The sequence below is a fragment of the Janthinobacterium sp. GW456P genome (assembly GCF_002127655.1).
Classification (GTDB): domain Bacteria; phylum Pseudomonadota; class Gammaproteobacteria; order Burkholderiales; family Burkholderiaceae_D; genus Janthinobacterium.
Window position 1 is genome coordinate 1 of the sequence record NZ_NEHB01000015.1, and the last position, 14,434, is coordinate 14,434.

Below are 14,434 nucleotides of genomic sequence, written 5' to 3' on the forward strand. Positions count from 1 at the left end.
TGAGGACAAACGCCAGTACAAGTTATGCCTGATGACCATAGCAAGTTGGTCCCACCCCTTCCCATCCCGAACAGGACCGTGAAACAACTTTGCGCCGATGATAGTGCTGCAACCAGTGTGAAAGTAGGTTATCGTCAGGCTTGTTATTCGCAGTAAGAGAAAAACCCGATCAGCAATGGTCGGGTTTTTTTTCGTCTGGGGGTTTTGTGGTGCTTGTTTGGCGCCGCTGGTGGTGTCGGATTACGCGCGCAGCGCTAAGCCGACCTACGCCGACCCCCGCGAGCGACAGCGCAAGCCCCTGCGTTTGCGGCATGGAGGGTCTGACCCCGGCTATTGCAATGCGAATCAAGCGACGAAAAAAAAGGCAGCGCTGCGCGCTGCCTTTGTCATTTATCAAACCAATTAAAAGTGATAAGCGACTTTGACGTTCATGTAATTGACGCCGCTGTTCGGTTTCTTGTAGCCGCCGTTCGAGAAATGCTGGATTTTCGCAGCGACTTCCCATTTGTTATTGAAGACATACCCGATGCCGATATGGTCGCCGAACTGGAAGTGGGTCGACAGGCGGTTATCGTCGTTATCGTACAGCTTGGACAGCATGTGCACGCCAATGCCGCCTTCCGCGTAGAAGCCCAGCTTATTCGTGTTTTCAAAGCGGAAGACAGGGGTAAAGCCCAGGTCCCACAGTTTTTGATGCTGGCCAGGGACGTTGCGATAGCTCTTGCCATCCCAACCGCCGATGCTGGCATCCCAGTAACCGCTCAGCTGCGTGCCATTCGATACAAACCAGGCCTTATCCCAGTTCGAGGTCACGCCAGCACGCAACATCTGTACTTTGACGCCCTTGGCATATTCGCCGTAGACGGAGTCGATCAGTTTGCCGTCCGCGGCAAAGCCGGCGTTGGCCGCCATCAGCGCGGTAACGGCGGCGATGGATTTGAGGAGATTCTTCTTGAAGAACATAGAGGCTTTCATCGTAAAATTGGCCGTTAGGCTTGTCTTGTTTGTACAGGCACCTTGTTTTGCATGCCGCTCTCGCCACTTGTTGATCTCAGGGGTTCAATTGACATTCTCTACAAAAATCGCATTTCTTGGTATCGGTCTGATGGGGGATCCGATGGTCCGGTGCCTGCTACGCGCTGGATATTCTGTCACAATTTGGAATCGCACGCACAGCAAGGCCGAAGTCCTGCGTGCGGCAGGGGCGCAGCCGGCCTTTTCCGTGGCTGAGGCTGTCAATGGCGCGGACGTGGTCATCTCGATGCTGGAAGCCGGTCCCATCGTGGCGCAGGTGCTGCAAGAGGCGTTGCCGTCCTTGCCCGCTGGCGCGATCTGGATCGATATGAGTTCCACGAAGCAGTCGGAAGCCCAGCAATTTCATGCCACTTTACATGCTGCAGGTCATGGTTTCATCGACGCACCCGTATCGGGCGGCGTCGGCGGGGCGCAGGCCGGTACCCTGGCCATCATGGCTGGCGCCAGCGCTGGCGATTACGCCCGTGTTGAAGTGATTCTGGCGGCCATGGGGCGCCCGACTCTGGTGGGGCCGGCCGGCAGCGGCCAAGTGGCCAAGCTGTGCAATCAGCTGATCGTCGGCGCGACATTGACTATCGTGGCGGAAGCCTTGCTGCTGGCCCAGGCGGCCGGCGCCGATGCGAGCGCCGTACGCGCTGCTATTCGTGGTGGTTTTGCCGAGAGCAAGATTTTGGAGGTGCATGGCCAGCGCATGTTGGAGCGCAACTTTGTTGCCGGCGGCCAGGTGAAAAGCCAGATCAAGGACATGCACAACATCCTCGCGGCGGCCGAGACCGCCCGCGTCACCTTGCCGGTGACGCAACTGGTGACGCAGCGCTATGAAACCCTTGCCACCAGCCACCCGACGGCGGACCACGCGGCCGCCTTGCTGGCCCTGGAAGCGTTGAATCCGGGCCAGCGCCTGGGCACTGGTCCAGATCAACTGAGCTGAATCAAGCGATGGGCAGGCTCGCTTCGGCCAGCTTGACCCAAAAACTGGCGCCGATGGGCAACAGATTGTCGTTGAAGTCATAGCTGCCATTGTGCAAGACGCACGGCCCCAGTCCGTGGCCGCCATCGCGGTGCTCGCCATCGCCATTGCCGATGAAGATGTAGCAGCCGGCCTTTTCTTGCAGGAAAAAGGCGAAATCTTCCGCGCCCATGGTCGGTTCGACATTTGCGTTGACCTTGTCCGCGCCCACCACGCTTTTCATCACGTCGACGGCAAACGCCGTTTCCTTCGCATGGTTGACCAGCGGCGGATAGTTGCGCTTGAAGTGGAACTCGACTTCCGCGCCAAAGGCGGCGGCCGTGTGCACGGCGATGTCGCGCATGCGTTCTTCGATCAGGTCCAGCACAGGCGTGGTAAAGGTGCGCACGGTGCCGACCAGGCTCGCGTCATCGGGAATCACATTGGTGGCGCTGCCCGCATGGATTTGCGTGATCGACAGTACGGCCGTGTCGAGCGGACTCTTGTTGCGCGTGATGACGGTTTGCCAGCTTTGGGCGATTTGCACGGCCACCATCACGGGGTCGATGCCTTTGTGAGGCTGGGCCGCATGCGCGCCCTTGCCTTTGACGGTGACGTGGAATTCATTGCTGGACGCCATCATTGGACCCTCCACCACGCTCAGGGTACCCGTTTCCGCGCCTGGCCAGTTGTGCATGCCGTAGATGGCATCCATGGGAAAGCGGGTAAACAAGCCATCCGCTATCATTTCGCGCGCGCCGGCACCGCCTTCCTCGGCCGGCTGGAAGACGAGGTAAACGGTGCCGTCGAAGTTGCGGTGTTGCGCCAGGTAATGGGCCGCGCCGAGCAGCATGGCCGTATGGCCGTCGTGGCCGCAGGCGTGCATCTTGCCCGGGTGGCGCGAGGCATGCTCGAAGGTATTCATTTCCTGCATGGGCAAGGCATCCATGTCGGCGCGCAAGCCGATGGCGCGTGTGGAAGTACCATTTTTGATGATGCCGACCACGCCAGTACGGCCCAGACCGCGCACCACGGGAATGCCCCATTCCGTCAGCTTGGCGGCGACCACGTCCGAGGTGCGCTGTTCTTCGTAGCACAGCTCGGGATGCGCATGCAGGTCGCGGCGGATACCTTGCAGCTCGGATTGAAACGCCAAGATCGGATCAACTAGTTTCATGGGACTCTCCTGTGGATGCTGGCACGCAGCAATGTATGGCGCGCCGGACCGCGCTTGTTTGATCAAAAACAGGCGCGGCTAATAGTGCATTGTAGCCCTTGTTTGCCGGGTAAATCCAGCGCACGGACGTGCTTGCCACGGCGCCAACAGCAAGCGAGCGGAATGGTTTACAGTATCGCCTTCCCCCAACGTTTTTGGATTGCCCCATGACCACCACCCAAGTGCGCGCCGCCTGCCCGCTCGACTGCCCCGATACCTGCGCCTTGCTCGTCACGGTGACCGATGGCGTGGCCACCGCCGTCAAGGGCGATCCGGACCACCCGACCACGGCGGGCGTGCTGTGCACCAAGGTGTCGCGTTTCACGGAACGCACCTACCATGCGGACCGGCTGCTGCATCCGCTGCGCCGCGTGGGCAAGAAAGGCGAAGGCAAGTTCGAGCGCATCAGCTGGGAAGAGGCATTGCAAACCATCGCGGACCGCTTGAAACCGATCGCCGCGCGCGATCCGCAGGCGATCTTGCCGTACAGTTACTGCGGCACCATGGGCCTGGTGCAGGGCGAGTCGATGTCCTCGCGTTTCTTCAACCAGCTGGGCGCCTCCTTGCTGGACCGCACCATCTGCGCCTCGGCCGGCGCCACCGGCTACCGCTACACGGTGGGCGCCAGCATTGGCACGGACCTGGAACAATTCCAGAACGCGAAATTGATCATCATCTGGGGCGGCAACCCGATCGCCTCGAACCTGCATTTCTGGATGCGCGCGCAGGAAGCCAAGCGCAACGGCGCCACCCTGATCGCCATCGACCCCTACCGTTCGCTGACGGCCGAGAAATGCCACCAGCACGTCGCCTTGCTGCCGGGCACCGACGCGGCCCTGGCGCTGGGCTTGATGCATGTGTTGATCAGCGAAGACTTGGTCGACCATGACTATATTGCGCAATACACGATCGGCTATCCCGAACTTCAACAGCGGGCGCTGGAATGGCCGCCCGAGCGCGTAGCCGAGGTCTGCGGCATCACGGCCACGGAAGTGGTGGAACTGGCGCGCCTGTACGGCCGGGCATGCCGTTCTGGCGAGGGCGCCGCCATCCGTGCCAACTATGGCGTGCAGCGCGTGCATGGCGGCGGCATGGCCGTGCGCAACATTGCCTGCCTGCCCGCGCTGACGGGCGCCTGGCGCCATCCGGCTGGCGGCATGCAGCTGTCGAGCTCGGGTTCCTTCCCCGTCAACCGCAAGGCCTTGCAGCGCCCGGATCTATTGAAAGGCACGCCGCGCACCATCAACATGAGCACCATCGGCGACGATTTGCTGAAAGCCGCTTCGCCCGAGTTCGGCCCGCAAGTCGAAGCCGTGATCGTCTACAACTCGAATCCGCTGGCCGTGGCGCCCGATTCCTCGAAAGTGGCGCAGGGTTTTGCCCGCGAGGATTTGTTTACGGTCGTGCTCGAGCACTTCCAGACCGATACCGTCGATTACGCCGACATCGTGCTGCCCGCCACCACGCAGCTGGAACACATCGATGCGCATTCCACCTACGGCCACCTGTACATGATGGCGAACAACGCGGCCGTGGCGCCGCTGGGTGAAGCGAAGGCGAATACGGAAATCTTCCGCTTGCTGGCCCAATCCATGGGCTTTGATGACCCGTGCTTCCAGGAAAGCGACGATGCGCTGGCGGCCAAGGCCTTCGACAACACGGATGCGCGCGCCGTGCATTTCGACTGGGAATCGCTGAAGCGCAGGGGCTGGCAAAAGCTGGCCATGGCCGCAGCGCCCTTCGCCGAAGGTGGTTTCCCCACGCCATCGGGCAAATGCGAGTTCTATTCCAGCGCCATGGCGCAGGCGGGTCTCGATCCCTTGCCCACGTATATCGCACCGCACGAATCGCCAGCCAGCAATCCCGCGCTGGCGGCGCGCTTCCCGCTGGCCATGATTTCGCCGCCGGCACGCAATTTCCTCAATTCCACCTTTGTGAACGTGAAAAGCCTGCGCGCGGCCGAGGGCGAGCCGCACCTGGACATCCACCCGGACGACTGCGCCGCGCGCGGCATCGCGGCCGGCGACATGGTGCGCATCTTTAATGACCGCGGCAGCTTTGTCGCCAAGGCCAGGGTCACGGACAAGGCGAGGAAAGGCTTGGTGGTGGGCTTGTCTGTGTGGTGGAAGAAACTCGCCAGCGACGGCAAGAACGCCAATGAAGTGACCAGCCAGCGCTTGACGGACATGGGCCGCGCGCCGACCTTCTACGACACGCTGGTCGAAGTGGAAAAGGTTGCCTGACATGGCAAGCTGGCCGGCCCGCTTGCTTGTCGGCCTGCTGTGCCTGCCGCTGGGCGGCTGCACGCAATTGCGCTACTACACGCAGGCGGCGCAGGGGCAATATGCGCTGTGGTCCGGCGCGCGTCCCATCGGTGACTGGCTCGATGATCCGGCCACCGAGCCGCGCCTGAAAGTGCGCCTGGCCAAGGCGCAGCAGATCCGCCGCTTTGCCGTCAGCGAACTGGATTTGCCCGACAATGGCAGCTACAAGAACTACGCCGCCCTGCGGCGCCCCTTCGTGCTGTGGAACGTGGTGGCCACGCCGGAATTGTCGCTGCAGCCGCTGCAATGGTGTTTTCCCATCGCCGGCTGCGTCAATTACCGCGGCTATTACAGCAAGGACGAGGCGCTGGCGTATGCCGACGAACTGCGCGCCCAGCATTACGACGTGCAGGTGGGCGGCGTGCCCGCGTATTCCACCCTGGGCTGGTTCGACGACCCGCTGCTGTCGACCTTTATCAACTACAACGATGCGGAACTGGCGCGCCTGATTTTCCATGAACTGGCGCACCAGGTGGTGTACGTGCCCGGCGATTCGGCCTTCAACGAATCGTTTGCCAGCGCCGTGGAAGAGGCGGGCGTGCAGCGCTGGCTGGCGCGCGAGGGCAATGACGCGATGCGCGCGGCCTACGCCCAGTACGCGGCGCGGCGCCAGGATTTCCTCGCCTTGCTGCTGCACTACCGGGGCGAGCTGGAAGCCGTGTATGCGAGCGACGCCAGCGATGCGGACAAGCGCGCGCGCAAGGCGCAGGTGTTTGCGGCATTGCAAGACGCATATCAGGTGCTGAAGAAAAACTGGGGTGGTTTTGCCGGTTACGACCGCTGGTTCGAGCAGCCCTTGAGCAATGCGCACCTGGCTTCCGTGTCTACCTACAATGAATTTTTGCCTGCCTTCAAAAAATTGCTGGAAGAAAAAAAGAACTTTCGTGCTTTTTATGCTGCAGTGCACACAATGGCCCAGATCAAGAAGCCTGAGCGCAGGCGTGCGCTGGAACAATTGTCCAGCCCCTGACCCGTAAAGATTGTCCAGTACGCCGAGGCGGACGATCCTGCAACAGTGTATTTGTCATGCTGCGTTGCAGCATAAAATACCCCTAGAGTTGCCGCTCGAATACTGTTGAAAGCGCTTGCATGGAAGCGCGGCGCCCGATAGCATCGCATTAGTAGCATAGAGCAATTGCTCGTCAGAATGCTCAAACTGACTGCCGGACAACAGAATCCGCAGCAATGATCCGCGCCGGCAGGGTGCGCCGGCTCCCCCACGATTATTCGAGACAAGAGGCACAGGATGGAAAAAATTTGGCTGAAGTCGTATCCTCCCGGCGTCCCCGCCGACATCGATCCTGATCAATATCGTTCGCTGGTGCATTTGCTGGAAGAAGCGTTTCAAAAATATGCGGATCGCAATGCCTATGTCTGCATGGACAAATTTCTCACCTATGCCGAACTCGATACCTATTCGCGCCAGCTGGGGGCCTTTCTACAAAGCCGTGGGCTGAAGAAGGGGGCCAGGGTGGCCCTGATGATGCCGAACGTACTCCAGTATCCGGTCGCGATCGCGGCCGTGCTGCGCGCCGGCTACACGGTGGTTAACGTCAACCCTTTATATACGCCGCGCGAACTCGAGCACCAGCTCAACGATTCGGGCAGCGAAGCGATCATCGTGCTGGAAAATTTTGCCCATACGGTCGAGCAAGTATTGAGCAAGACGGCCGTCAAGCACATCGTCGTCGCCAGCATGGGCGAAATGCTCGGTGGCTTGAAGGGCATGATCGTCAATTTTGTCGTGCGCAACGTCAAGAAGATGGTGCCCGCGTATTCCTTGCCGAACGCCATGCGTTTCAAGCAGGCGCTGGCGCTGGGCAGCCGCATGAAGCTCACGCCCGTCGAGCTGAGTATCAACGATCCCGCTTTTCTGCAATATACGGGTGGCACGACGGGCGTGTCGAAAGGCGCGACCCTGAGCCACCGCAATGTGATCGCCAATGTGCTGCAAAGCGAAGCGTGGTCGGGCGCGGCGCTCGACCAGAACAGCCGCGAACAGATGATCGTCGTCTGCGCCTTGCCGCTGTACCATATCTTTGCCCTGACAGCGTGCGCGATGTGGGGCACGCGCGTGGGCGCCCTGAATATCCTGATCCCGAATCCGCGCGATATCCCGGGCCTGATCAAGGAGTTGGGCAAGTACAAATTCAACCTGCTGCCGGCGGTCAATACGCTGTATAACGCGCTGGTCAATCACCCCGATTTCGCCAAGCTCGATTTTTCGGGCCTGAAGATCGCCAATGGCGGCGGCATGGCGGTGCAGCAAGCCGTCAACGACAAGTGGCTGCAGGTGACGGGCGTGTCCATCATCGAAGGTTATGGCTTGTCGGAAACGTCGCCTGTGGCCACCTGCAACCGCGCCGACAGCACGGCGTTTTCCGGCACCATCGGCTTGCCGATTCCATCGACGGAGGTCGCCATTCTCGACGATGACGGCAAGGAAGTGCCGCTGGGCCAGACGGGCGAGATCGCCATCCGTGGCCCGCAAGTGATGAGCGGCTACTGGAACCGTCCCGATGAAACGGCGAAGGTCATGACACCGGATGGTTATTTCAAGTCGGGCGACGTGGGCATCATGGATGAGCGCGGCTACGTGAAGATTGTCGACCGCAAGAAAGACATGATCCTCGTTTCCGGCTTCAATGTGTATCCGAACGAAGTCGAAGCCGTCATCGCGGCCCATCCGGGCGTGCTTGAGTGCGCTTGCGTGGGCGTGCCCGACGAACACTCGGGCGAGGCCGTGAAAATATTTGTCGTGCGCAAGGACCCCAACCTGACCCAGGCCGCGCTGGCCGCGTATTGCAAGGAGCAGTTCACGGGCTACAAGCGGCCGAAATACATCGAGTTCCGCGATGAACTGCCGAAGACCAACGTCGGCAAGATTTTGCGTCGCGCCCTGCGCGATGAAACGAAGATAGCAGCATAAACAGTGTGGATGCGCCAGGAGGCGCATCCCTTTTACAGATAAAGATGAGGCGAGATGGACAAGATTTGGTTGAAGTCGTACCCGGACAGCGTGCCCGCAGAGATTGATTGCACGCAATACCGCTCCGTCACGCATTTGCTGGAAGAGTCGTTCCAGAAATATGCGGACCGCAACGCTTTCGTGTGCATGGATAAATTCCTCACCTACCGCGAGCTCGACCAGTTGTCGCTGCAGATGGGCGCCTGGCTGCAAAGCAAGGGCCTGAAGACGGGCGCGCGCGTGGCGATCATGCTGCCGAACGTGCTGCAATATCCGGTGGCGATGGCCGCGATCCTGCGCGCCGGCTATACGGTGGTCAACGTCAATCCGCTGTACACGCCGCGCGAACTGCAGCACCAGCTGGTCGATTCGGGCAGCGAAGCGATCATCGTGCTGGAAAACTTCGCCACGACGGTTGAGCAGGTGTTGCCGCATACCCAGGTCAAGCATGTGATCGTCGCCAGCATGGGCGACCTGCTGGGCGGCTTGAAGGGCACCATCGTCAATTTCGTCGTGCGCAAGATCCAGAAAATGGTACCGGCGTTCTCCTTGCCGAACGCCATCAGTTTCAACAAGGTGCTGGCCGAGGGTGCACGCTTGAGCCTGACGCCGGTGCAGCAGGGACATGACGATATCGTCTTCCTGCAATACACAGGCGGCACGACGGGCGTGTCGAAAGGCGCGATGCTGTTGCACCGTAACGTGATCGCCAACGTGCTGCAAAACGAGGCGTGGATGGCGCCCGTGATGACCAAGGAAATGCGCGCCACCTCGATGGGATTCATGTGCGCCTTGCCCCTGTATCACATCTACTCGCTGACGGTCAGCGCCCTGATGGGCATGCGCCTGGGTGGCATGAGCGTGCTGATTCCGAATCCGCGCGACATCCCTGGTTTTGTCAAGGAATTGAGCAAGCACAAGATCGTCGTCTTCCCGGCCGTCAATACCTTGTACAACGCGCTGCTGAATAATGCGGACTTCGCCAAGCTCGATTTCTCCAGCTACAAAGTGTGCAATGGCGGCGGCATGGCCCTGCAACGCAACGTGGCAGAACGCTGGCTGAAACTGACGGGATGCCCGTTGATCGAAGGTTATGGCATGTCGGAAACGTCACCCGTGGTGACGGGCAACCGCGTCGACATCACGGAATTTACGGGCACCATCGGCTTGCCTTTCCCGTCGACGGAAGTGGCTATTCTGAATGATGACGGCGTGGAAGTGCCGCTGGGCGAGCCGGGCGAAATTGCCGTGCGCGGTCCGCAAGTGATGGCGGGATATTGGCAGCGTCCGGACGAGACGGCCAAGTCGATGACGGCCGACGGCTACTTCAAGACGGGCGATGTGGGCGTCATGGACGAGCGCGGCTACGTCAAAATCGTGGACCGCAAGAAAGACATGATCATCGTCTCCGGCTTCAATGTGTATCCGAACGAAGTGGAAGACGTGGTCGCGTCGTGTCCGGGTGTGCTCGAATGCGCCTGCATCGGCGTGCCGGACGCCAACGCGGGTGAAGCCGTGAAAGTGTTTGTCGTGCGCAAGGACCCGAACCTGACGGTGGAACAGATCCGCGAGCATTGCAAGCATGAATTGACGGCCTACAAGAAACCGAAATACATCGAGTTCCGCGATGAATTGCCGAAGACGAATGTCGGCAAGATCTTGCGCCGTCAATTGCGCGACGAAAAGAAGGTAGCTTAATTCGCCACCAGGGCTGTGTCCGCCGCGACGGCTTGCCGTGGCCTGGCGGGCAGGCCGAAGCAGGGGCGCAGCCAGTTCACTTTGCTGATCAGCAGCGACGTTCCCAGCCAGCAGATCGCCACCGTGCCAGCCAGTACCAGCAGCGGTTCGAGCACGGGGCCCAGCTTCAGCGGCACCAGCCAGTAAGCCAGCACGATAATCGCGCTCTGGTGCAGTATGTACCAGGGAAACACGGCCTGGCGCGCCCATGGCAGCCAGGCAAAAGGTTTATTCAGCAAGGTGTGCGACCAGCCCAGGATGGCGCAGATGGCCAGCCACATGTACAGGTTGCGCATGGGCCAGGAACCCAGCGAGGCCCAGGTCAGCAGGTTTTCCGAATATACGAGGTCAAAGCCCAGATACACGGCAAACGTGCAGGGCGCCAACAGCAGCGTATGCCAGCGCAAGCGCGCCAATTCTTGCCACACTCCCTTGTCGTTGCCCAGCCACCAGCCATACAGATACATGGTGAAATAAATGGCGTGCGCGTACCAGTCTTTCACCAGCGCATGGGTTTCCGGATAACGCAGTTTCAGGAATGCGGTTGCCGCCAGCGCGGGCAGGGCCGGCAGGATCAACAGGCGCCAGCCGCGCAGTCCCGTCAACAGCGGCCTGGCCCTGGCCAGCAGTGGTTGCAGCGCCACCAGCACGATGGTGTACAGCAACAGATACACCAGATACCACAGATGGTTCCAGGTAAAACTGGTTTTCCAGCCCGTAAAGGCGCCGGCCGGCCAGGCATAGCCGCCAAAGTAATGGAGCAGAAATGCTCCATAGCCGGGTTCGACCAGGCCGTTGCTGACCCCCTCGCAATATGGCTGCACGGGTATCACCACCAGCACGCCAAACAGCAGGGGTAGCAGCAGGCGCTTGATACGCCGCAGTAAGAAAGTTCCCCTGGACGTTTGCGTCATCATGGCGCACGACGCGCCGGAAATGAGGAACACGATTTCCATGCGCCACCGGTTGATAAAGACCATGGGAAAGTTCAATGTTTCCGTCAAGTAGCTGCTCTTCATGTGGAAGGCGGCACCGTCCAAGTACAGCATGGCTGTGTGGTAGACGATCAGCAGGCTGAAGACAAGAAAGCGCAAGGCGTCGATATCGTAACGGCGGGAATGGATGCTCATGGTCGCGGGTCCGTTGGTGAAGGAAGAGCCCAGCATAGGCAGGTCGCATGGGGCGATCCAGTAAAAAGTGATCAATTGCGGGCTGTTTGTGACGAGTGGTGACGCTGGGACGGCTTTGGGACCTTACAATCATGCAACTAATTCACCGTCCGACACCATGCGCCTGTCTTCCACCGATTTATTGCAAATATATCAACGCTGGCGCCAGATCGCCGAGCCAGCTTTCTGGATCGTCCTGTATCTGCTGCAAACGTCGCTCAACTCCTGGATTAGCTGGACCGACCGCCAACGTGCCGGGCTCACTACGCCATTCTGGGAAGTGGCCGTGTGGGAGTGGAGCAGCAACCTGGTGCTGCTGGCGCTGGTGCCGGCGGTGATCCTGGCTAACCAACTGCGGCCCTTGCACCTGGTGTTCCAGCGCCAGAACCTGCGCTGGCACCTGATCGCCTCGCTGGTCTACAGCCTCGTGCATGTGCTGGCCATGGTGGCCTTGCGCAAGCTGGCGTACTGGAGCGCCGGCAGCGATTATGATTTCGGTAACTGGTGGCGCGAATTGCCTTATGAATATGTCAAGGATGTGCGTACTTACTTCTCCATTTTATTGTTCACGGGCTTTTACCAGTTGCTGCTGATGCGCTGGCAAGGCGAGGCGACCTTGCTGGGCGAACCCGACGCAGGGCCGGCCGTGGAGCCGGTGCAGCAGCCGGAGCGTTTCCTGGTGCGCAAGTTGGGCAAGGATTTTCTGCTGCCGGCTGCCGATATCGAGTGGATACAGGCCTGGGGCAACTATGTGAACCTGCATGTGCGCGGCCACGATTATCCGCTGCGCTCGACCATGGCCGCCATCGAGCGCCGCCTCGATAGTAAACGCTTCCTGCGCGTGCACCGCAGCTATATCGTCAACCTCGACTTCGTGCAGGCCATTGCACCGCTGGAATCGGGCGATGCGCGCGCCGTGCTGTCCACGGGCGGCGAAGTGCCCGTCAGCCGGCGTTACCGCGACGCCTTGAAAAGCGTAGCCTAGGTGCGTTGCAGGCCCGCCTTGCCGTCCTGCACGGTGAAGCTGGCCAGTGTCGCGATGGTGGACGCGCTGTCGCGCACATTGTCCAGCCCCTGGAACAGAGTCGTCATTTTCTCAGGCGTGATCTCCAGCAACATATAGCCGCGCTTGTCGCTGCGTCCGTAGCGGATGTGCGGATTCATCGCCACATACTGGTCCGTGCGCGCCTGCGGGCGGGAACTCGAGGTGATCGAGGTGCCGCAAAACTCAGTCGCCAGCACGGGATTATCCTTGCCGGTGGGCCGCATGGCGTTGCGGCTCAGTTCCGTCGCATAAAAGGTGTGTACGTCGCCCGACAGTACCAGCGGGTTGCTGGCCTTGCTGCTGCGCAAGGCGTCGAGCAGGTGCTGGCGCGCCATGGGATAGCCATCCCAGCCATCGGTCCAGACGCGCTCGTCGCCGGGCCGCACGATGGGCACCTGGCTCGATTGCGCCATCAGGGTTTGCTGGGCCAGGATATTCCAGCGCGCCGGGGAATCATCGAGACCGGCTTGCAGCCAGCGCTGCTGTTCTTCGCCCAGCATCGTGCGCTGCGGTTTCAGCAAGTCGGGACAGTGGCGCGTGGTGACGGAATTGGAGCCGCCACGGCCCGGTTTGGCGCACGCGTGGTAGGCGCGGTATTGCCGGTCGTCCAGCACGTGGAAGCGCGCCAGCCGGCCCCAGTCATAGCGCTGGTAGATGCGCATGTCGACAAAGCCGCGTCGTCCCAGCGGCAGCAGGCGCAGCGGCATGTGTTCATAAAACGCCTGGTAGGCGGCCGCGCGGCGTTGCAAGAAAGTGGGTGTGAGCAACTCGTCGCGGTCGTTGCCGTAATCGTTGGCCACCTCATGATCGTCCCAGGTGACGATCCACGGCGCGGCCAGGTGCGCGCCCTGCAAGTCGCGGTCGCTCTTGTATTGCGCATAGCGGGCGCGGTACTCGTCCAGGGTAAAACTTTCATGCGTGCGCACGGCGCGGCCTGGATGCTGCAGCTGGTACGGCCCCCATTCATAGATGTAATCGCCAAGAAAGGCCACCAGGTCGGGCGCGGCCGCGGCGATGTGCCGGTGCGCCGCATACGCGCCGAATTCCCAGTGCTGGCACGAGGCGACGGCCAGTTTCAGCGAGGCAGGCATGGCGCCGGGCTCGGGCGCAGTGCGCGTGCGGCCCACGGGGCTGACGGCGTCGCCCAGCATGAAGCGGTACCAGTACCAGCGTCCGGGTGCCAGGCCGCCCACATCGACGTGCACGCTGTGCGCGAGGGAGGGCATGGCCGTGGCCTGGCCTTTGGCCACGATGCGCCGGAAAGCTTCATCGTCGGCCACTTCCCAGCGCACGTTCAGGGCGATGGCGGGCGTGGCGGCGGACTGCAGCGGGTCATGGCAGATGCGCGTCCAGAGCACGACGGCGTCGGGTAACGGCGAGCCGGAAGCGACGCCGAGCGCAAAAGGATAGCCGGTGCCGTTCAGGCGCGTGGCGGCGCTGGCGCTGGAACCGGACAGCACGCTGCCGGCGGACGCCAGCGCCATGAGGCGCGCAGCGCTGAGCAAGAAGATGCGGCGCTGCTCATCCATGGTGTGGAATGATTACGACAATCAGGACGCCAACAAGGTCTCGATCGGCGGCACCTTGCGCGGCTTGCGGTCGGAGTCCGTCGCCACGTAGATCAGGGTCGCTTCCGTGACTTTCACGATGCAGGCCTGCAGGCGGTTGCGCTCCGCATACACCTCGACATTGACGGTGATCGAGGTATTGCCGACCTTGACGATGTCGGCGTAGAAGGAGAGCAGATCGCCGACGAAGACGGGATTTTTGAAGACGAAGGAGTTGACGGCGATGGTGGCGACGCGGCCGTTGGCGCGCCGCGTGGCCGGCAGCGAGCCGGCGATATCGACCTGCGCCATGATCCAGCCGCCGAAGACGTCGCCGTACACATTGGCGTCCGACGGCGCGGGCATCATGCGCAGTTCGGGCATTTTCCCGGCGGGCAGGCCGGAGGCGAGGCAGTTGTCGGGGCGGGCGGGGGAGGTGCTCAT

General features: G+C 61.2%; 11 protein-coding genes and 1 rRNA gene. 7 read left to right on the top strand and 5 right to left on the bottom strand.

The window, feature by feature from the left end:
- The first annotated feature begins 27 nt into the window (after positions 1–27).
- Positions 28–140, top strand: a 5S ribosomal RNA gene (gene rrf, locus CBW66_RS15545).
- A 262-nt stretch (positions 141–402) separates the two neighbouring features.
- On the opposite strand, the gene CBW66_RS15550 is transcribed toward rrf, so the two are convergent.
- Positions 403–975: an acyloxyacyl hydrolase gene (locus CBW66_RS15550; protein WP_230492334.1), complete on the bottom strand. Its 573-nt coding sequence runs from the start codon at positions 973–975 to the stop codon at positions 403–405.
- 106 nt (positions 976–1,081) lie between these two features.
- Between CBW66_RS15550 and CBW66_RS15555 the strand changes: the two genes are divergently transcribed.
- Positions 1,082–1,966 carry an NAD(P)-dependent oxidoreductase gene (locus CBW66_RS15555; protein ID WP_276206267.1) on the top strand — a complete coding sequence of 295 codons (885 nt, stop codon included), beginning with the start codon at positions 1,082–1,084 and terminating at the stop codon, positions 1,964–1,966.
- A 1-nt stretch (position 1,967) separates the two neighbouring features.
- Here the strand turns inward: CBW66_RS15555 and CBW66_RS15560 are convergent, their stop codons facing one another.
- Positions 1,968–3,161: a M20 aminoacylase family protein gene (locus tag CBW66_RS15560; protein WP_086138637.1), complete on the bottom strand. Its 1,194-nt coding sequence runs from the start codon at positions 3,159–3,161 to the stop codon at positions 1,968–1,970.
- A gap of 206 nt (positions 3,162–3,367) precedes the next feature.
- Here CBW66_RS15560 and CBW66_RS15565 point away from each other — a divergent pair, with 206 nt between their 5' ends.
- The 4 genes from CBW66_RS15565 (at position 3,368) to CBW66_RS15580 (ending at position 10,190) form a co-directional block, all read left to right on the top strand.
- Complete coding sequence (locus CBW66_RS15565; RefSeq protein ID WP_086138638.1) at positions 3,368–5,443, top strand: molybdopterin-dependent oxidoreductase; 2,076 nt, start codon at positions 3,368–3,370, stop codon at positions 5,441–5,443.
- Position 5,444: 1 nt separating this feature from the next.
- Positions 5,445–6,494 carry an aminopeptidase gene (locus CBW66_RS15570; protein WP_086138639.1) on the top strand — a complete coding sequence of 350 codons (1,050 nt, stop codon included), beginning with the start codon at positions 5,445–5,447 and terminating at the stop codon, positions 6,492–6,494.
- 276 nt (positions 6,495–6,770) lie between these two features.
- Positions 6,771–8,453: a long-chain fatty acid--CoA ligase gene (locus tag CBW66_RS15575; RefSeq protein WP_086138640.1), complete on the top strand. Its 1,683-nt coding sequence runs from the start codon at positions 6,771–6,773 to the stop codon at positions 8,451–8,453.
- A 54-nt stretch (positions 8,454–8,507) separates the two neighbouring features.
- A complete protein-coding gene (locus CBW66_RS15580) occupies positions 8,508–10,190 on the top strand; it encodes a long-chain-fatty-acid--CoA ligase (RefSeq protein ID WP_086138641.1) in 1,683 nt (560 codons plus the stop codon).
- Here the strand turns inward: CBW66_RS15580 and CBW66_RS15585 are convergent.
- On the bottom strand, positions 10,187–11,359 hold the full coding sequence (locus CBW66_RS15585) for an acyltransferase family protein (RefSeq protein WP_086138724.1): 1,173 nt from the start codon (positions 11,357–11,359) through the stop codon (positions 10,187–10,189). The two genes, CBW66_RS15580 and CBW66_RS15585, sit on opposite strands and share 4 nt — an antisense overlap.
- Before the next feature lie 157 nt (positions 11,360–11,516).
- Between CBW66_RS15585 and CBW66_RS15590 the strand changes: the two genes are divergently transcribed.
- A complete protein-coding gene (locus CBW66_RS15590) occupies positions 11,517–12,383 on the top strand; it encodes a LytTR family DNA-binding domain-containing protein (protein WP_086138642.1) in 867 nt (288 codons plus the stop codon).
- Here the strand turns inward: CBW66_RS15590 and CBW66_RS15595 are convergent.
- Both CBW66_RS15595 and CBW66_RS15600 read right to left on the bottom strand, forming a co-directional pair.
- Positions 12,380–13,972: an alkaline phosphatase gene (locus CBW66_RS15595; RefSeq protein ID WP_086138643.1), complete on the bottom strand. Its 1,593-nt coding sequence runs from the start codon at positions 13,970–13,972 to the stop codon at positions 12,380–12,382. The two genes, CBW66_RS15590 and CBW66_RS15595, sit on opposite strands and share 4 nt — an antisense overlap.
- A 21-nt stretch (positions 13,973–13,993) precedes the next feature.
- Entirely contained in the window at positions 13,994–14,434 is a 441-nt protein-coding gene (locus tag CBW66_RS15600; protein WP_086138644.1) for an acyl-CoA thioesterase, read from the bottom strand.